At 65.5% G+C, this 19368-nt stretch carries 15 protein-coding genes, 1 pseudogene and 1 riboswitch; of the genes and pseudogenes, 11 read left to right on the top strand and 5 right to left on the bottom strand.

Annotated features, from left to right (window positions below; all coding sequences use genetic code 11):
* The first annotated feature begins 35 nt into the window (after window positions 1-35).
* From AC2W7L_RS11345 to poxB, 5 genes and pseudogenes are all read left to right on the top strand, one after another.
* On the top strand, window positions 36-1499 hold the full coding sequence (locus AC2W7L_RS11345) for a DUF3375 domain-containing protein (protein ID WP_486004553.1): 1464 nt from the start codon (window positions 36-38) through the stop codon (window positions 1497-1499).
* Window positions 1496-2182 carry a DUF4194 domain-containing protein gene (locus AC2W7L_RS11340; RefSeq protein ID WP_369865641.1) on the top strand — a complete coding sequence of 229 codons (687 nt, stop codon included), beginning with the start codon at window positions 1496-1498 and terminating at the stop codon, window positions 2180-2182. The genes AC2W7L_RS11345 and AC2W7L_RS11340 overlap by 4 nt, the downstream gene beginning before the upstream one ends.
* Complete coding sequence (locus tag AC2W7L_RS11335) at window positions 2179-5547, top strand: ATP-binding protein (protein ID WP_486004552.1); 3369 nt, start codon at window positions 2179-2181, stop codon at window positions 5545-5547. Before AC2W7L_RS11340 ends, AC2W7L_RS11335 begins: the two co-directional genes overlap by 4 nt.
* Entirely contained in the window at window positions 5544-6716 is a 1173-nt protein-coding gene (locus tag AC2W7L_RS11330; RefSeq protein WP_486004551.1) for an MFS transporter, read from the top strand. Before AC2W7L_RS11335 ends, AC2W7L_RS11330 begins: the two co-directional genes overlap by 4 nt.
* 336 nt (window positions 6717-7052) lie before the next feature.
* Window positions 7053-8767: pseudogene (poxB, locus tag AC2W7L_RS11325) on the top strand (ubiquinone-dependent pyruvate dehydrogenase).
* Window positions 8768-9000: 233 nt separating this feature from the next.
* On the opposite strand, the gene ribH reads toward poxB, so the two are convergent.
* The 4 genes from ribH to ribD form a co-directional block, all read right to left on the bottom strand.
* Complete coding sequence (gene ribH, locus AC2W7L_RS11320; RefSeq protein ID WP_486004550.1) at window positions 9001-9471, bottom strand: 6,7-dimethyl-8-ribityllumazine synthase; 471 nt, start codon at window positions 9469-9471, stop codon at window positions 9001-9003.
* Window positions 9472-9610: 139 nt separating this feature from the next.
* On the bottom strand, window positions 9611-11002 hold the full coding sequence (gene ribA / locus AC2W7L_RS11315; protein ID WP_486004549.1) for a GTP cyclohydrolase II: 1392 nt from the start codon (window positions 11000-11002) through the stop codon (window positions 9611-9613).
* Window positions 10995-11720, bottom strand: a complete 726-nt coding sequence (locus AC2W7L_RS11310; protein WP_486004548.1) for a riboflavin synthase — start codon at window positions 11718-11720, stop codon at window positions 10995-10997. Before AC2W7L_RS11310 ends, ribA begins: the two co-directional genes overlap by 8 nt.
* 75 nt (window positions 11721-11795) lie before the next feature.
* The gene (gene ribD / locus AC2W7L_RS11305; protein ID WP_486004547.1) at window positions 11796-12890 is read right to left on the bottom strand and encodes a bifunctional diaminohydroxyphosphoribosylaminopyrimidine deaminase/5-amino-6-(5-phosphoribosylamino)uracil reductase RibD; all 1095 of its coding nucleotides are present in this window, start codon (window positions 12888-12890) and stop codon (window positions 11796-11798) included.
* A gap of 114 nt (window positions 12891-13004) precedes the next feature.
* Window positions 13005-13133: riboswitch (FMN riboswitch) on the bottom strand.
* A gap of 179 nt (window positions 13134-13312) precedes the next feature.
* On the opposite strand from ribD, the gene AC2W7L_RS11300 reads away from it, so the two are divergent.
* The 5 genes from AC2W7L_RS11300 to AC2W7L_RS11280 all read left to right on the top strand — a co-directional run bounded on the left by AC2W7L_RS11300 (window position 13313) and on the right by AC2W7L_RS11280 (window position 16797).
* Window positions 13313-13837 (top strand): MarR family winged helix-turn-helix transcriptional regulator, encoded by a 525-nt coding sequence (locus AC2W7L_RS11300; protein WP_486004546.1) that lies wholly within the window; start codon window positions 13313-13315, stop codon window positions 13835-13837.
* Between the two features lie 87 nt (window positions 13838-13924).
* Window positions 13925-15238 carry an MFS transporter gene (locus tag AC2W7L_RS11295; RefSeq protein ID WP_486004545.1) on the top strand — a complete coding sequence of 438 codons (1314 nt, stop codon included), beginning with the start codon at window positions 13925-13927 and terminating at the stop codon, window positions 15236-15238.
* A 280-nt stretch (window positions 15239-15518) separates the two neighbouring features.
* Window positions 15519-16100 carry a DUF805 domain-containing protein gene (locus AC2W7L_RS11290; RefSeq protein ID WP_486004544.1) on the top strand — a complete coding sequence of 194 codons (582 nt, stop codon included), beginning with the start codon at window positions 15519-15521 and terminating at the stop codon, window positions 16098-16100.
* 116 nt (window positions 16101-16216) lie between these two features.
* Window positions 16217-16615, top strand: a complete 399-nt coding sequence (locus tag AC2W7L_RS11285) for a DUF805 domain-containing protein (RefSeq protein WP_486004543.1) — start codon at window positions 16217-16219, stop codon at window positions 16613-16615.
* Window positions 16615-16797, top strand: a complete 183-nt coding sequence (locus tag AC2W7L_RS11280; RefSeq protein WP_486004542.1) for a DUF805 domain-containing protein — start codon at window positions 16615-16617, stop codon at window positions 16795-16797. The genes AC2W7L_RS11285 and AC2W7L_RS11280 overlap by 1 nt, the downstream gene beginning before the upstream one ends.
* Window positions 16798-16973: 176 nt before the next feature.
* Here AC2W7L_RS11280 and AC2W7L_RS11275 read toward each other — a convergent pair whose 3' ends face one another.
* Window positions 16974-18053, bottom strand: coding sequence for a tellurite resistance/C4-dicarboxylate transporter family protein (locus AC2W7L_RS11275; protein WP_486004541.1), 1080 nt, complete (start codon window positions 18051-18053; stop codon window positions 16974-16976).
* A 426-nt stretch (window positions 18054-18479) separates the two neighbouring features.
* Here AC2W7L_RS11275 and AC2W7L_RS11270 point away from each other — a divergent pair, with 426 nt between their 5' ends.
* The gene (locus AC2W7L_RS11270; RefSeq protein WP_486004540.1) at window positions 18480-19337 is read left to right on the top strand and encodes an ATP-binding cassette domain-containing protein; all 858 of its coding nucleotides are present in this window, start codon (window positions 18480-18482) and stop codon (window positions 19335-19337) included.
* The last annotated feature ends 31 nt before the right edge of the window (window positions 19338-19368 follow it).

Raw genomic sequence — 19368 nt, 5'->3', positions numbered from 1 at the left:
GGCGCGCACCCGCCCGGGCGCAGAGAATAGTTTCTATGTCCGCCCTGTCATCCGCGCTCGCCTACCGGCGACTGCTCGAATCCGATGCCACCCTGCGCATGCTCCGGGCCGACAACCTCGCCGTCATGGCCGGAACCCTCGACGCTCACCTCGGCAGGCCCGGCACCAGGATGAACACCGAGGATCTGCACGAAAGCATCGACGCCGACCTCGAGGAGCTTCGCGACCACTTCGATCTTTCGCTGCGAACGGCGAAGGCCTATTGCGATGACTGGCGTCGCGCCGAGATCCTCGTCCGTCGGCCCGCCACCGCCGCGAGAGGCGAAACCTACGAACTCTCCGCCGCCGGCTTCGACGCCATCCGCATGCTCGAACAGCTGCGCACCCCACCGCAGACCGCCACCGAATCTCGACTGGTCAGCCTCGCACAATCCGTGCGCCAGCTCGCCATCGACACCGACCCGGACACCTCACGGCGCCTCGACGCGCTGCGGGCGCAGCGCGACCGAATCGATGCCGAGATCGCCAGAGTCCGCCGCGGCGATCCGCGCTCGGTCGTCCTCGACCGTCGGAGAGCCTCTGAACGGGTCAACGACATCCTCCAGCAGGCGCAGAGCCTGCCCGCCGACTTCGCGCGAGTGCGAGCTCGGTTCGAAGAGCTCAACCAGGACCTGCGGGTGTCGGTCCTCGCCGCCGAGGAAGATCGCTCACAGGTCCTGGACGACATCTTCCGCGGCGTCGACCTCATCGAATCCTCCGACGAGGGACAGACCTTCTCCGCTTTCTCCGCTCTTGTGCGCGATCCCGAGCAGACCGCGGCCTTCGACGAAGACATCACAGCCATCCTCGACCGCGACTTCTCCGCCACTCTGTCTCTGGAGACGCGCCGGTCGCTGCGCACACTGATGCGACAGATGAAGGACGGATCGAGAGAGGTCTCCGACATCCTCACCGAGTTCGCCCGTGGTCTGCGCCGCTACGTCCACTCGCACGAATTCCAACGGGACCGGGCGATGCGCAACCTCCTCCAGGAAGGACTGTCCGCAGCCGTGCCAGCTTCCGCACTGGTCAGGCCCTATGACGATGTCGGCGTCGAACTCGAACTCTCGAGCTCGACGTTGGGCAGCCTCGGCGAGGTCGTCCTCCACGATCCCGCAGAATTCGATGCCGGTGCCGAACTGGCAGAGGCCGAGGACGAGGAGATCGACTTCGCAGAGCTGCTGGCCGTCGCCCGGGAATCCGAAATCGACTTCTCCGAACTCAGTGACAACATCAACCACGCCCTCCAAGACGCCGAGGCGGCCTCGGTGGGGGAGATCCTCGACCGGTTCCCTGCCACACAGGGCCTGGCCAGCGTCGTCGGGCTGCTGTCCCTGGCCAATACGCACGGCGAGGTCGATCCCGACGAGCGGGAGGTTCTCACCTGGTCCGGCATCGACGGCACGGGCCGCACCGCCACGATCCGCAGACACTACTTCACTGAAGGCATCACTCTATGACCTCGACCGAGCAGCACACGAACGGCAGCGCCCGAGACGAAACTCGTGACGATGACAGAGGAATGGGGCATTCGTCGACGGGACTGTGGACCGACGACACCGGCACACTGGGCGAACGTACACGGCGGGTTCTGCTCGAACTTCTCAAAGGTCCGTACGTCTCCGGTGCCCAAAGTCCGCAGCTGTGGTCGGCGCTCATCGCCGACGAACGCCTCGTCCGGTCCCGCCTCCACGATCTCTTCCTCGACCTGGTCATCGACAAAATCGACGAATTCGCATTCACACGCAAGGTCGTCACCGATGAACTCGACGTGCCTGCCGCAGTGCGCAGCGAAAGGCTGACCTTCCTCGACACCGCGATGCTCATCGTCCTGCGCCAGATGCTGCTCGCCGCTCCCGGAGAGAACCGCGTCATCATCGACCGCGAGGAGGTCTACGAGCGCATGGCGATCTACCGCACCGGCGACGAATCGAGCTTCCTCCGCCACCTCAACGGCGCGTGGGGGCGGATGAGCAACCGCCTGCGCGTGCTCCACAGCGTCAGCGAGGATCGTTTCGAGATCTCCCCGATGGTGAAGTTCCTCATCGACGAAGATCGGGTGCGCGAACTTATCGACGTCTACGAACGCATCGCCGCCGGGCAGAGCCCCCGACCGGACCTGACAGAGGAGGACGACGCGTGACCGAAGCACTCTTCCCGCTCGATGCCGCCTTCGTCGCCGATCAGGCCCGCGCACGCGGACTGGGCAGGCCCGACGTCGGCGCCCAATGGCGACTCTCGGAGATCCAGATCGCGAACTGGGGAACGTTCGACTCCGACATCCACCGCATCCCCGTCTCCCACAAAGGCCACCTCATCACCGGCCCTTCGGGATCGGGCAAATCCTCACTGCTCGACGGCATCGCCGCCGTACTCACCCCGGACAAATGGCTGCGCTTCAACGTCGCCGCCCAGACCGCCGGCAACCGGCTCGATCAGCGCAGCCTCATCAGCTACGTCCGCGGAGCCTGGACACGCACAGCCGACTCGGAAGAGGACCGGGTCGTCAGCAAGTTCCTGCGACCCCGCGCCACCTGGAGCGGGATCCTGCTGCGGTACGACAACGGCTCCGATCGGCCGCTGACCTTGGCCCGGCTCTTCTTCGTCAAAGGCTCCGGTACGAAGATGAGCGACCTCTCGGACATCTGCGTGCTCGAACGCGCAGGCCTCGACCTGTCCCAACTTCAGCAATATGCACGCTCGGGGCTCGAAGCACGCCGACTCAAAGCAGACCGGCCGGACGCGCTCGTGACCTCCAACGGCTCGCATGCGAGGTTCTACGCTCGCATGCGCAAGGTCTTCGGCATGGCCAGCGAATCCGCGCTCCAGCTGCTGCACAAGACCCAATCGGCGAAAAGCCTCGACAGCCTCGATCGCCTCTTCCGCGACCACATGCTCGAAACCCCGGTGACCTTCGACCTCGCCGAGACCGCCATCGGGCAGTTCGGCGACCTCAAGGACGCCCACGACCATGTCGTCGAGCTGCGCCGCCAGCGCGACCACCTGCTCAAACTCCGTGAGGCCTCCGCAGCCTTCGACTCCGCCCACGCCGAAGCCGCGGAATCGCTGGCTCTGGGCGAGGCGCTCCTGCCGTTCCAGAAACGCCGCGAACTCGACCTCCTCCGCCACGAACTGACCGCCGGCACAAGTCGGCTCGTCGAACTCGAAGTCGCCGCCGACCGTGCGAAACGCAACTTGGACGACGCAGTCGACGAATTTGATCTCGCCCGCCGGGCCACCCTCGAACTCGGCGGCTCCGAAGCCGAACACCTGCAGCAGCGCATCGCCACGGCCGAGGCCGAACTCGAAGCCATCACCACCCGATGGGAAGCGCTCAGCCGCCAACTCGAGCAGGCGGGAATCACCACCGTCCCGCAGACGCAGAAGGAGTTCGCCGAACTCCAGGCCACGATCGCCGCGGCCATCGACGACGACACCGAGGTGACCGGACCCACCCACGCAGACCACGATCGGTTCTCCGCCGCCCGACGTCGTGTGCGGGAACTCGAAGCCGAGATCGACTCCCTGCGCCGCTCGGGATCGACCGTGCCCACGAACCTGCTCGAAATCCGCCGAGAACTCGCCGACGGCACCGGGCTGACGGAGAAGGCACTGCCCTTCGCCGCCGAACTCATCGAAGTCGATCCGGACGAAGCTGCGTGGACCGGCGCCATCGAACGTGTGCTGCGGCCCATGGCACTGACCGTTCTCGTGCGCAGCGAGAACATCGCCTCGGTCCGCGCCTGGGTCGACTCCCACCGGATCCGCGGACGACTCGTGTTCGAAGAGGTCCCCGCCCATGTGCCCGGTCCGCGACCGGCCGGAAGCGACTCCTCGCTCATCAACAAGGTGCACGTGGCCGAGACGGGATTCGGCGACTGGGTGCGCTCGACACTGTCGGAACGATTCGACTTCGCCTGTGTCGACGCCCCCGAAGAACTCGACGACCACCACCGTGCGGTGACCGTCAAAGGCCAGATCAAGACCTCGCGCACCCGATACGAGAAGGACGACCGGCGTCGCATCGATGACCGAAGCCAATGGGTGCTCGGTGACCGGGAATCCAAACTCGAAGCACTCATCGCCTCCCTCAAGGAGGCACAGTCCGAACTCGCCGAGGCGGAATCGATCGTCTCGACCGCCGACGCGCAGACCGCGCAGGCACACCGGCGACGCGGCATCCTCAGCGGACTGCGCGAACAGACCTGGAGCGATGTCGATCAGACCGGGGCACGGGAGAAAGTCGACGCGCTGGAAGCCAGACTGCGCGAACTCGAAGCCGCCGATGGCGACCTGCAGCAGGCGATCGGCGCCGAACGGGAAGCCAAGGCCGCCAAGGACCAGGCCGATACCGAGCGCGCCGATGCCGACTACGCTCTGCGCCGGGCCAACGAGGAGATCACCGGCCTGCGCGACGAGATCACCCGACTCGACGACGACATCACCGCCGGTCGCATTCCGGAAGTCGAGGACCGCCTCGGCGAGGAACTCGAAAGGCGCTTCGCGAAGGTCACCGGCGGCGGACGTCGCGACGGACTGGCCGAGGCCGGACAGGAGATCTCACAGACTCTGCAGGCGGAGAAGGATCGGGCTCAGGCCGCGGCCAGCGATGCCGGACAGGTGGTGACGCGACTGGCCGTCGAGTTCAAGGCTGCTTGGCCGTCGGTCGGCGCGCAGCTGACCGCGCAGGTCGATGACAGGCAGGACTATCTGGCGATCCTCGACGAGATCGAAGCCCACGGACTGCCCGACCATGAGGTGCGTTTCCGCGATCTGCTGCATCAGCGTTCCCGCAACCTCATCGGCGAACTCCTCAACGAGATCCTTGCCGCACCGCGCGACATCGAGGACCGAGTCGCTCCGATCAACTCCTCCCTGCTGCGGTCTCAGTTCGATGAGGACCGCTACCTGCGGCTCAAGGTCAAAACTCGTCGTTCGGAGACCGTCAACACATTCATCGCCGACCTGCGGGAGATCGCCGGCGGCGTCTGGGAGAATGAGGACGAGGAGACGGCGGAACGGAAATACGACACTCTGGCCGAGATCATGCGCCGCTTCTCCTCGAGCGAGCACGTCGACCGGGTGTGGCGGCAGCAGTGCCTCGACACACGTCTGCACGTCAGCTTCCTGGCCGAGGAGATCGACGACTATGGCCGAGCGCATGCCACCTACGACTCGGGGGCTGCGATGTCCGGTGGTCAGCAGCAGAAGCTCGTGATCTTCTGCCTCGCCGCCGCCCTGCGCTACCAGTTGGCCGACCCGGACGAGGCGATCTCCCGCTACGGGACGATCATCCTCGACGAGGCCTTCGACAAGGCGGACACCCGCTACACCCGCATGGCACTGGACATCTTCATCGAATTCGGATTCCACATGGTGCTCGCCACACCGCAGAAGCTGCTGCAGACGATCGAACCCTATGTGGGTGCGGCGACCTCGATCGAGAATCCGAGCCGCCAGAAGACGCTGACCTCGACGATGGTGTGGGAGGAAGTGGACAGTGAGTGAGCACGACGACCGATAAGCCGCGCGGGGGACTGGCCGCTCTCTGCGTCGCCGAGCTGGTGTGCTGGGGGCTGCTCTACTATTCCCTGCCGGTGGCGGTCACTCCGATCTCGGCGGACATGGGCTGGAGCCACACGACGGTTACGGCGGCGCTGACCGTCGGGCTCATCGTCTCAGCACTCATGGGACCCACGGTCGGGCGGATGCTCGACCGGCACGGCCCGCAGCTGATCATGGGCGCGGGCACTGTCATCGGGGTCCTCGCGCTCGGGCTCGTCGCGATCGCGCCGAACCTCTTCGTGTTCTTCGCCGCCTGGATCCTCGCCGGATTCGCCCAAGCAGCGACGCTCTACCCGCCGGCCTTCGCCGTCATCACCCGCTGGTATGGGGCGGAGCGGACGAAGCCGCTGACGACGATCACGCTGGTCGGCGGGCTCGCCTCGACGGTCTTCGCCCCGATCATCGCCTGGCTCATCGACGGACTCGGCTGGCGCGGAACCTACGGAGTTCTCGCCGGACTGCTCGCAGTCCTGGCCCTGCCGATGCACCTGTTCTTCCTCAACCGCACCTGGACCGACGAGGCGTCCGCATCCGCGGTGAAGCCGAGCCGAGCCGAACTGCGCCAGGTCACGCGAGACCCGCGCTTCATCACTCTGCAGATCGCCGTCGCGATCGCCACGTTCACCCTCTTCGCGGTGACGATCAACATCATCCCGCTCATCATCGAGCGCGGCGCCGCATACAGTCTGGCGGCCATCGCCCTCGGGCTCGTCGGCTTCGGCCAGGTGGCCGGACGATTCGGCTACCCGAGCCTGGAACGGCACTCGTCGACACGGTCGCGGACAGTCACCCTCTTCGCCTCGGGCGCGGTCGGACTGTGGCTGCTCGCCCTGGTTCCCGGGCCGATCTGGCTGCTCATCGGCATTGCTATGCTCGGTGGCGGAGTGCGCGGCTGTATGACGCTGCTGCAGGCCACCGCGGTCTCCGACAGGTGGGGGACGAGGAACTTCGGGGCCATCAACGGAGTCTTCGTCGCCCCGATCACCGCGGGCACCGCGCTCGCACCGGTCGCCGGTCCGGCGCTGGCCGGGGTACTCGGCGGGTACCCGATGATGGCGGTGGCCATGGCCGGGCTGCTCACGCTGGCGACTCTGCTGTCGGCGCGGACGTGAATGCCGCCTCGGTGAGGGGCACGCTCTCTGAGCAGAGAAACGTGTAAAAAAATCGGCAGTTTTTTACACGTTTCGAAGATATGGCAAATTGCTTGATACATCATTTGGGCACTTCTGCGAACCTCAAGCACCTCGTAGGAGGATTACGCACATGCGAACCCATGGTCAGGGCCGCCTCGGCGAGGGTATTCCCGCATCCGAGGGTGAGGAATCGGACAGCCGCCCTAGTGGACTTCGGGGCTAGACTGAAAGCGCGGTCACGGCCTCGATTACGGGGCCGCCCCCTGCCGGGGCTGTGAATGCACCCCGGTGCCATGGTTCAACGGAAGGAAGTCAATGCCCACCGTCGCCAGAAACATCGTCGATACCCTCGTCGCCAGCGGAGTCAAGCGCGTCTACGGCATCCCGGGTGATTCGCTCAACGGATTCACCGATGCCCTCCGCGTGAACCCGCAGCTCGAATGGGTTCACGTCCGCCACGAGGAGGCCGCTTCCTTCGCCGCCAGCGGCGAGGCCGCCTTGACCGGTGAACTCGCGGTCTGCGCCGGCAGCTGCGGACCCGGCAACCTCCACCTCATCAACGGGCTCTTCGACGCCCAGCGTTCGCGGGTTCCCGTGCTGGCCATCGCCGCCCAGATCCCCAGTGACGAGATCGGCTCGAACTACTTCCAGGAGACCCACCCGACCGAGCTGTTCCGTGACTGCAGCGTCTACGTCGAGAACGTCTCCTCGGCCGAGCAGATGCCCCGACTGTTGCGCATCGCCATGCGCGAAGCCATCGAGAAGCGCGGCGTGGCCGTCCTCGTCATCCCCGGTGACGTCGGCCTGGCCGAGATCGATGCCGCCGCCGAGGTGGTCAAGGCCTACCCGTCGCACATGATCCCCGCGGAGTCCCAGGTCGAAGCCGCGGCCAAGGCACTCAACAAGGGCAAGAAGACGACGATCCTCGCCGTGCCGGCACCGAAGGCGCCCATGATGAGCTGCTCGCCATCGCCGAGAAGCTCCAGGCCCCGATCGTCCATACGATGCGCGGTAAGGAATTCGTCGAACCCGACAATCCCTACGACGTAGGCATGACCGGTCTGCTCGGATTCTCCTCCGGCTACGCCGCGCTCAAGGACTGCGACACTCTGCTCATGCTCGGTACCGATCTGCCCTACCAGCAGTTCTACCCCGACGATGCCACCGTCATCCAAGTCGATGTGCGCGGATCCCAGATCGGCAGGCGCACGAAGGTCGACATTCCGCTCGTCGGAACGGTCGCCGACACCGTTGAGGCGCTGCTGCCGAAGATCAAGGCCAACCGCAGCAGCACGCATCTGAAGTCCCTGACCAAGCACTATCAGAAGACCCGCAAGGATCTCGATGAACTGGCCACACCGTCGAAGCGGACGATCCACCCGCAGTACCTGACCCGGCTGATCGACGAGATGGCCGATGACGACGCGGTCTTCGTCCCCGACGTCGGATCACCTGTTGTGTGGGCGGCCCGCTACCTGACGATGAATGGCAAGCGCCGCCTCATCGGCTCCTTCAGCCACGGATCGATGGCCAACGCCCTGTCCCAAAGCGTCGGCGTGCAGTCGGCGTTCGAAGACCGGCAGACCATCGCGCTCGCCGGCGACGGCGGACTGGCCATGCTGCTCGGTGAGCTCATCACGCTCACGCAGAACAAACTGCCGGTCAAGACGGTCGTGTACAACAACTCGTCGCTCAACTTCGTCGAACTCGAAATGAAGGCGGCCGGTTTCGTCACGTTCGGAACGGACCTCGCCAACCCCGACTTCTCCACCATCGCCGAGGCGGTCGGAATTAAGGGATTCCGAGTCGAGAAGTCCAAGGACTTGCCGAAGGTCGTCAAAGAATTCCTCGCCTACCCGGGGCCCGCGGTCCTCGACGTCGTCACCGAACGCCAGGAGCTGTCGATGCCGCCGTCGATCACCGTCGAGCAGGCCAAGGGATTCGCGCTCTACGCCATCCGCACGGTGCTCTCGGGCAAGGGCGACGAACTCATCGACCTCGCCCGGACGAACATCCGCCAGCTCTTCTGAGCAGAGCAAGGGCACAGCGCCTCAACCGGGACAGGAGAGCCGATTGGCAGCCGGGAGTCCCGTGCCGTCCGCGCGGAATTCAGCGGCGCGGCGAGTTAAGTGTGTTCAGATTGCCACTTTGGGCACCCAAACTGGCAATCTGAGCACACTTATCTGCGGGGAGGCAGATTCTGCGGTCCGGTCGGGCTGAGGAAGCAGATTCCGCCGCCCAGCCCTGGAACTTCCAACCCTGCTCAACCCAGCGGGTACGGCGCCAGTGCCTGGGCGGTGACGAGGGCGGCGGTCATCGCTTCATGCCCCTTGTCCTCGACGGACCCCTCGAGCCCGGCACGGTCGAGCCCCTGCTGTTCGGTATCGCAGGTCAGCACGCCGAAGCCCACGGGCTTGCCGGAGTCGATGGCGACCCGGTTGAGGCCGTCGGTGGCCGCTTGGCAGACGTAGTCGAAGTGCGGGGTGCCGCCGCGGATGACCACACCGAGGGCGACGACTGCGTCGAAATGATCGGCCAGCCGGGCAGCGGCGACGGGCAGCTCGAAGCTGCCGGGCACACGGATGAGCGTGGCCTCGGCCCCGGCCTCAGCAGCGGCGCGCTGGGCTCCGTCGACGAGTCCGTCCATGATCTGGGTGTGCCAGGAAGCGGCGACGATGGCAACGCGCAGGTCAGCGGCGTCGACTGTGAGTTCTGGTGCTCCGGAATGAGCCATGAATATGTCCTTTGTTCGAAGGCTCCGCAGAGCCTGGTTTGTGTCTGGTGTGATTTCGCCGGTGATGCAGCACCCTCGCCGAGGCGGCTGCCGCACCCGCGGGTTCGTTCGGTCCCAGCCTCGCCGGGGCGACCGAGTTTCAGCTGGCGACGGCTCCGGTGGTGCTTGCGCCCGTGCCGGACGTGCCCGTGACCTCCGGCAGTGAGAGCACATGGTGCATGCGTTCGCGCTTGGTGGACAGGTAGCGGGTGTTCTCCGGCCGCGCCGCGACCTCGAGCGGAACCACCGCCTCGACCGTGATACCGAGTTCCTCGAGGGCCGAGGTCTTCGCCGGATTGTTCGTGAGCAGGCGGATGCGAGTCAGCCCGAGGGAGCGCAGGATCGCTGCCGCGGCGCGGTAGTCGCGGGCGTCGTCGGTGAACCCGAGATCCCGGTTCGCATCGACGGTGTCCCGCCCCTGATCCTGCAGGGCGTAGGCGCGCAGCTTGTTGCTCAGCCCGATTCCGCGACCCTCGTGACCGGTCAGGTAGAGCACCGCCCCGCCCTGTTCGGCGATGAGGTCGAGCGCCAGATCGAGCTGCTCACCGCAATCGCACCGGTGCGAACCGAGGACATCCCCGGTCAGGCACTCCGAATGCAGGCGCACGAGAGGTGCCGGTCCGTCGGCACCGGAATCCGGGGATCCCGCGAATACGCCGAGGTGGTCATGCCCGTCGATTGTGAATGCCCGGGCCCGCAGGCTGCCGTGTTCCGATGGCAGCGCGACCTCCGCCGTCGCCTCGAACGATTCGTCCTCAGCGGGTGCACCGGCCGCCTCGGCGCGGGAATCATCCGCAGTCGACGACGCGGCCGAAGAGTCGGACGATGAGACGGCGGCAGCGGAGCCGCTCGAGGCATTCCCATCCCGTTCGTCAAGGAACGCGATGAGCTGTTCGATCGAGACCATGACGAGGTCATTGGCATCGGCGAAGTCACGCACCGCGTCGAAGCGCATCATCGACCCGTCGTCGTGAACCACTTCGCCGATCATCGCCACCGGCTGCGCGCCGGCCAAACGCGCGAACTCGACCCCGGCCTCGGTGTGGCCGGGGCGCTCCCGGACACCGCCGTCCTTCGCGATGAGCGGGAAGACATGGCCGGGCCGCGAGATCGCCGCCGGATCAGGGTGGGCGGCGGCGAGGACCCGACCGGTCTCGGCGCGTTCGGCGGCGCTGATTCCCGTGGTCACCCCCACCGCATCGCAGCTGACCGTGTAGGCCGTGCCCTTCGGGTCCTCGTTGTCGCTGACCATCGGCGGCAGGCGCAGGGCGTCGGCCCTGTCGGCGGTCATCGGCGCACAGATGACGCCCGAGGTGTGCCGGACGAAGAAGCCCACCGTCGTGGCGTCGGCGAACTCGGCGGCCATGATGAGGTCGCCTTCGTTCTCCCGGTCCTCATCGTCGACGACGAGGACAGGCCGACCGGCCGCGATGGCTGCGATGGCCGCATCGATGGGATCGAGGCGGCTGGCGTGAGCGATGGGATCAGTCATGATCGACTCCTTGCTGGGTGCTGTTCGGCAGTGGCGAGCCCACCGAGGCGGGGCTCGAGTCGGAGGGAACCGCGCCGTTGGCGGTGTCGTCGCCGGCAGCGGTGCGGAAGGACAGGAGACGCGCGGTGTACTTCGCAAGCACGTCGACCTCGATGTTCACGGCCGCGCCCACCGGCAGCTCGCCGAACGTCGTGTGCGTCAGGGTGGCCGGGATGAGTCCGACCTCCACCCACGCCGCGGATGCGCTCGGCTCGGACACAGCCGTCAGCGTCAGTGACACCCCGTTGAGGGCGATCGAGCCTTTGACCGCGGTGAGCGGCGCGAGTTCGCTCGGGATCCCGATGCGCAGGGTCGACCAGTCAGGTCGATCGATGCGGTCGAGGAGTTCACCGCGCCCGTCGACGTGTCCTTGGACGACATGGCCGTCGAAGCGCCCCGAGGCGGGTGTGCAGCGCTCCAGATTGACTCGGTCGCCGGTGACCAAGGTGCCGAGTCCGGTCAGGCGGAGGGTCTCGCCCATGACCTCGGCGGTGAAGAGGCCGGGGCGCTGCTCGGCGGGCCGCCTCGTCGAGGTCAGGCAGACGCCGTTGACGGCCAGCGAACCGCCGAGTTCGAGGTCGGTGACGAGGGGGCCTGCGTCGATGGTGATCGCGGCCGAATCGTTCGTGTACTCGATGGACTCGACGGTGCCGAGTCCTTCGATGATTCCGGTGAACATGTGACTCCAGATTCTTAAGCGTTGGTCTGTGGCGTTCTCAAGCGTTGGTCTGTGGCGGCGGGGGGAGCGCGGCGGCTACGTGCCTGATCCGGAGAATCCGGATGCGGCTGGGGCTAGACCCGCAGCCGCGAAGTGCAACAGGAAGTCGGGACCGAGCTGCGAGACCGCCGGCGTCTCCGTGTCATCGGGAACCAGTCGCAGCGCCTCGGTCAGTGTGCCGATGTCCAGGCCTTCGACGCTTCGACGGCCGGGGCCGATGAGCAGCGGAGCCTGGTAGCAGAAGACTTCGTCGACGACTCCGGGGGCGAAGAATGCGCCGAGCACCGTCGGTCCGCCCTCGACGAGAAGGTGGCGGACTCCTGCGGCGTACAGCTGGTCCAAGGCTTCTCGGACATCATGGGTGCGCAGGTGCAGAGTGTTCGGGTTGAGAGCGAGAAATGAGGTGACCGGCAGATCGGAGGTGCCGAGCACGACGGGGCGCGGCTGATCGTCGAGTGAGATACCGTCATGGTTGCGAGCATTGAGGCGCGGGTCGTCTGCCAGGGCGGTGCCGGTGCCGACGAGGATGGCGTCGACCCGGGACCGGACTTCGTGAGCGTGTGCGCGAGACTCTGCCGAGGTGATCCACTGACTGGTGCCGTCCGCGGCGGCGACGGAACCGTCGAGGCTCTGTGCGATCTTCGCCGTGACGAACGGGCGGGCCTCGGCCATGGCGCGCACCCAACGGTCGTTGAGGGTGCGGGAGTCCTCTTCGCGCAGTCCCGAACGAACCGTCAGCCCCGCCTCGGCGAGGGTGTTCCCACCGCCGGCGGCCAGGGGATTCGGGTCGGGGGACGCGAAGACGACGGAGGGGATTCCGGCGGCGATGATCGCCTCGGTGCAGGGCCCGGTCCGGCCGTGATGGCTGCAGGGCTCGAGCGTGACGAACAGCGTCGACGTGGTCAGGTCGATGCCGAGGTCGTGGGCGGTGGTGATCGCGTCCACCTCGGCGTGGGGTGTTCCCGCTCCTCCGTGGTGACCAGTGACGATCTGCCCATCCGCGGTCAGGACTGCCGCTCCTACCAGCGGGTTCGCTCCGCGAGAACCTTCGCGGGCAGCGCCCAGGGCGGCGGCCATCGCCGCGGATTCGAGTTCGGTGAACTCCGCTGCGTCGCCAAGTTGCACGCCCATGAAAAAACCTCCCGAGCCTTAGCCGGGAGGGAGGATATTGCGGGTGCAACCATCAGAGCGTCTCAGACGCATGCGACGGTGCGGTCGAACGCACCTGACACAGCGGCCGAGGCCACCATGCTCCTCCCATCCAGACTCTGACTGTCGGTTTCGGAATTTCACCGAATCAACCGCCTGCACGAATGCGAGGGGCTCGCGGACTTTGACCGCCGGTACGGAATTTCACCGTCCCCGGAACATGTGAGGTCAGATTAGCACGACCATCACCGAGGCGGCAGTGAGGTTCGGCACATGGCGACATCTGCGTGTAGTGGAGGAGTCGTTGCGTGCGGGGTTCGGCTGCGTTGCCGCATGCACGGCGGGGTGGTGTTCGGGGCGACAGCGACTTGTCGAAATGCATAACCTGGGTATATAAATAAGTTATGGATGATGTGGATTCGGCTGAACTCGTTTCGCGGCTCGTTGTCGTCTCGTCACGCCTGACCCGGGCGTTCAGGCGAGTGATCGGCAACGAGAACTCACTGGCGGCGCTGCGTGCGCTCGCCGTGGTCGAGCAGTATCAACCTGTCCGTGTCGGTCATTTCGCGCAAGGATATCTCAGCTCCCAGCCTGCGGCGACGAAGCTCCTCGCCAAGCTCGAGGAGGCCGGTCTCGTCGAGCGGGAGCCCAGCCCGACGGACGGCCGCGCTTCGCAGTTCTCGCTCACCGATGCCGGTCGGGCCAGGCTGGCGGAGAATCGCGCGATCATGATCGAGCAGATGCAGCCGTACTTCGAGTCGCTGAGCGTCGAGGAGAGGCAGAGCGTCGATCGTGCGCTCGGACTGGTATCGGACTTCCTCAAGGACCGCCACCCGGTCGACAGCACCGACGAGCAGACCGGCGATTCGGGCCCGGAATCGGATTCGGGCTTGGACTCGGATTCGGGTCCAGGGTCGGCTGCGGACTAGCCGCCGAGCACATCTCAGTTTTCAATCCGCTTCGGGAGCAGATTTCGGAAGCGGAACACACCACAGGAAAGGGGACGCGACCAGCAGATGAGAGCGTCAGGTGACAACGAAACAACAGGGGACGAAACACCCGGCGAATCCGGGGCGGGAGCGTCGATCCTTCGCCAGCCGCGTGCCGTGTGGGCGGTCGCGTTCGCCGCGGTCATCGCCTTCATGGGCATCGGCCTGGTCGATCCGATCCTGCCGGCCATCTCGGCCGAGCTCGACGCCAGCCCCGCCCAATCGATGCTGCTGTTCACCAGCTACCTGTTCATCACCGGCGGAATGATGTTCTTCACGAGCTTCCTGTCCTCGCGCATCGGTGCGAAGACCACGCTGCTCATCGGTCTCGTGCTCATCGTCGCGTTCGCGGCGCTGGCCGGTTTCTCCAGCTCCGTCGACCAGATCATCGGCTTCCGCGCCGGTTGGGGTCTGGGCAACGCGCTGTTCATCTCCACCGCTCTGTCGACGATCGTCGGCGCCGCGTCCGGTGGTGCTGAGAAGGCAATCATCCTCTACGAGGCGGCTCTCGGCGTCGGCATCGCCACCGGGCCGCTGCTCGGCGGACTCCTCGGCGGCATATCCTGGCGCGGACCGTTCTTCGGCACCGCAGTTCTCATGGCCATCGGCTTCATTGCCATCATCGTGCTGCTGCCCGGAGGTACGAGCTCGAACGGAGCGTCGACGGAGCCGATCAGGCTCAGTGCCACGTTCCGGGCGCTCGCCCGTCCGGGTGTGGCCATCCTCGGCGTCTCCGCGCTGCTGTACAACTTCGGCTTCTTCATCCTTTTGGCTTACAGCCCGTTCCCGGTCGAAGCTGCCGCCGCGAAGCTGGGTATGGAGGACTTCGGGGCCATGGGCCTCGGCTACGTCTTCTTCGGTTGGGGCATCTGCGTAGCGATCACCTCGGTGTTCGGTGCTCCTGTGCTGACGAAGCGGATGGGCCGTCGTCGCAGCCTCATCGTCACTCTCGTCGGACTCGCCGTGCTGCTGGGCGTGATGTCCTTCCTCGTCGAATCGTTCCTCGGCATCATCGTCTGCATCATCATCGCGGGCATGCTTCTGGGCGTGCTCAACACCGTCTTCACCGAATCGGCGATGGAGGTCAGCGATCTGCCGCGTCCGGTCGCCTCGGGCACCTATTCGGGTGTGCGCTTCATCGGTGGCGCCGTGGCACCGATCGTCGCCGGCGCGGTGTCGGAGTCGATCAGTGCGGGCTCGCCGTATCTCTTCGGCGCCGGGGCCGTGCTGCTGTCGGTTGTCGTCATCTCACTCGGTTGGAAGAAGCTGCGTCGCGTCGACGGGCATATCGACGAGTCGCCGGTCGACGAGGCCTATGCGCTCACCGGAGGCGATGCCTGAGTCTCACGTTCGTTTCGAGACTGGGCACCCGGGACTGAACCCGATGTGGAGTGCGGCGCCCGCGCAGACAGTTGATCTGTGCGGGCGCCGTTTCCGTGTCCGGACCATGACAAGTGAGTGAATCATGAGCTGTGTTGCAGATCTGAAACCGGTTCGACACATGATCGACGGACAGCTTGGTGCAGAATAGATTTCGCGCTTCCTGAAGATCGACTGAGCAGCCTCTGCTCTGAGACGGCGGGAACGCGATCGGAAACGTCACCTACAAATGAAGGTCATCATGTCCTACGACGCGAATGCAGCATACAACTCCGGCGCACCCGGTCAAGGAGTGCCCGGCGCCGGCCAGGGCTACGGAGGGCAGGGCTTCGGTGGAGCGCCTCGCGGTGCCGCCAGCCCGGATGACCTCTCGCTCCCGCTCTACGGTGCGTCCTTCGGCCAGGCCGTCAAGCGCTTCTTCAAGAACTACGTCAACTTCAAGGGACGTGCCTCCCGCAGCGAATACTGGTTTGCTGCACTCTTCGTCTTCCTGCTGCTGCTCATCCCGGGGATCTTGTCGGGCATCGGTGCTGCGCAGACGTTGTCGGCTGCCGCCGGCTCGATCGATCCGGCCACCGGGCAGATGAACAGTGTGGCTGCCGGTGGTGGCTCGGTGCTGTCGATGATCGGTGGCACTCTCTCGACACTCATCGGATTGGCGCTCTTCATTCCACAGTTGGCGATCTCGTGGCGCCGTCTCCATGACGCCAATCTCGCTGGACCGTTCTGGTTCCTCGGTCTCATTCCGTTCGTCGGAGGAATCATCTTGATCGTCCTGATGGTCTTGCCGTCCAAGCCCGAGGGGCAGCGCTTCGACGTCTGACTCTCACGGCCTGTGACTCGCTGATGGTCGGCCGGCATTTTCATCAACATCGACACCGATGAGATGATCTGCTGGCCGACCATTCTTGTACGCAATCACTACCAATGAGAGTCACCATGTCCTACGACGCGAACGCAGCATATAACTCCGACCCCGACGTGCCCGGCCCAGGAATGCCGGACCCCGGAATGCCTGGCGGACACGGCTACGACGGGCTCGGATATGGCGGAGCGCCTCGCGGTGCTGCCAGTCCCGATGACCTCTCGCTTCCGCTCTACGGCGCGACCTTCGGCCAGGCCGTCAAACGCTTCTTCAAGAACTACGCGAAGTTCTCTGGGCGGGCTTCGCGCAGTGAGTACTGGTTCGCATACCTCTTCACCGCCCTCGTGGGAATCATTCCCATGATTCTGGGGTTTGCCGGGTCGCGATCGCCGGAATCTCGGCGTCGGGCGACTCATACAATGCCACCCCTCCCGCCGGTGCGACAGCACTCATGGCGACTGCCGGAATCCTGATGCTGGTCGCCTTTTTGGCCACGATCGTTCCGTCCATCGCGGTCTCCTGGCGACGCCTGCACGATGCGAATCTTGCGGGGCCCTTCTACTTTCTCTCGCTGATTCCCTTCGTCGGTGGGATCATCCTCATCGTGCTGATGGTCATGGAATCGAAGCCCGAAGGGCAGCGTTTCGACCGCTGAGCCCGGCACCGGTCTCGGCGCAGATATCTGTGTGAGCATCACGCCCCGCTGCTGAACGTCCTACAGCTGCGCGACCATCACGCCCCGTCAGTGGCATCTTGCACCGTTGCACAGGTGCGAGATGCCGCCGGCGGGACGTTGTGCTGCCGCGAGGACGTATTGCGAGGGCCGACCGATCAGGGTCGGCGGACGGTCCTGATGAATGACGTAACCATGGCGACGAAGACGATTGCCCAAACTGCGAGTGCGACCCAGAACCAGTGCTGCCCGATCCACTCGATCGCGGGCACATGATCCGAATGGCCCAGGTAGATGCTCGCCACCGAGTGCATGCCCACGGGGAATACCATGCTCCACAGCCCGGCCGCGTACGTCATCGGCACCCGGTGGACGGCATGCTTCCAGATGCCTGCGGCGACGAGCGCCGGGATGAGCCACGTGGCGACCGCCCACAGCAGCGCCGAGGAAGCGCCGATCAGCACGCGTGTCGCCTCGAGCAGGGGAGCCTCGCCGAGATCGAGAATCCGCGAACCCGCAACGATCGTGATCGCCAGCGCGCCCATCGTCACCCAGTACGGAGCATCGAGATCCTTGGGCCCGAACCGATGCCGGAGAATGCGAACTCCGATGGCAACCACGCACACAACGTAGAGCGCCAGGCCCACGGCCCACATCACCACCGCCGTGAGCGCGAGGAAGGCGGCCAGACCGGGATCGGCGTACGGAGTGTTCGGAAGCTCGATCCCCAAACTCGACGCCGCCACGGCCACGGATTGGGCAGCGACGGCCCACACGAGCCATGTGCCGTTCACGCCGGCAGACACCGGCCGTGTGCTTGAGCCGAGGATGGCGGTGAAGGGGATCCCGTACCCGAGCACCAACCACAGCAGGGCGCCGAGACCGAAGAGGACGAGGGCAAGCGGGATCATGCCGAATCCGACGAGTCCCGTCGCCAGGACATTCGTCCCGGCCACAGCGGTGAAGAAGCCGAACGCCCGGGTCGGATCATGCAGGTCGTCGCGAACGGCGTCGCGATATCGGACGAGCCGCACCGCGGTGAGCACGATGAAGAACACGTAGAGTGCGACGGCAAGCCAGAACAGAGCGACGGACAGCAGATGCAGCCCCTTGAGCTCGGCACCGATCGACACGATCCCGGTCGCCATCACCGAGGCGAAGCACCCGGGAGCCAGTGTCGAAGGGCTCAGGCCCCACCTTCTGTGCAGTCCGGTGAGGCAGCGATCGGCCGTGCTCATCCGCTCCTCATTCTCGTCGTCGTGTGTCGAGAGACATCGACGTCTTCGATATTACGACTACACCCCCTGAATCCGCGCTCCGGATACACTCCCGGAGGCTTCGGCCGGCCGATCTAGAGAGCCGACCGAGAGGCCGCCCTCGAAAGGTCGGCCGAAAGGCCTCGGCCAGCCCGCCCGAATGGCCACCCGACGGCCCCTCCCCAGAAGGCCGGTGTGCGTTTCCTGACATCTCGGTACTCGGACCTGACTCTCGCAGCAGATCCATGAGAGAATTCACTGGTATTACCATCGGGTAACTTCGAATGGAGTCGCCCGCTCCACACACTCGTGCGCAGGTAGTGGCGTAGTCTGCAGTCACCTGCGCGATGCAGAAATATCCGGCGTGCACCGGATCGAAGCGGGCACAGACGATTGGGAGCCAAGGCTATGGAGAGCACAAAGTACACTCTCGCCGAGGACGCCGACCTCGACGCACCAGCGGTCTCGCTGCGCGGTTGGTCCCTGTCCGGAAAACAAGGCGACGTGTTCACCGATGTCGACCTCGAGGTGCCGACAGGTGCCGTCGCTGTCATCCGCGGACCTGCCGGCAGCGGCAAAACCTCTTTCCTCCTGTCCCTGGCTGGAAGGATGAAAGTCTCGGCAGGGGAGGGCCGCCTCGGCGATCTTGATATCCGCAAACAGGCCCGCAAGGTACGCGGACAGGTCGCGGTCGGACACATCGGCGGACTGACGGATCTCGAGGACGATTTCACGGTCGCGCAGCACGTCGCCGAACGGCAGATCATGCTGCAGCCCTGGTATAAGCCGTGGGCGTCGAAGTCGACATTACGCGAGGTCATCGGCCTGTTCCGGGATGCTTTCACCACGGCTACGGAGCTCATCGATGATCTGCCGCCGGGGACCTTTTCGAAACAGGACGCCCAGCGCGCGGACTTCCTCATCGACGACAACGGACAGGTATTCGTCTCCGAACTGAGCGAACTGCAGAAATTCTTCCTCGAGTTCGGACTGGCGAGCCTCAGCCGTCCACCCGTCGTCGTCATCGACAACATCGACTACCTGCGAGAATCCGCTGACCGAGCTCGCGCCTGGGCGGGGATCCTCATATACCAGCAGATGCGCAGATCGCGGGACCCCGAGGATCCGCTTACGGTCATCGTCTCCTGCGAGGACTCGCGCGAACTCGACATCGCCACCAGCTCTCTGGGCTATCGCGCGGAGCCGTCGGTGCTCGAACTCGAACTGCCACCACACCTTCCCGCTCACCGCGGGTCCAAGCACTGAACCTCCTGCCCCACGACCACGAATCCGAGGA

It is taken from the genome of Brevibacterium sp. LAARM3_SD1, assembly GCF_057364765.1.
This window is presented reverse-complemented; position numbering and strand designations above follow the sequence as displayed.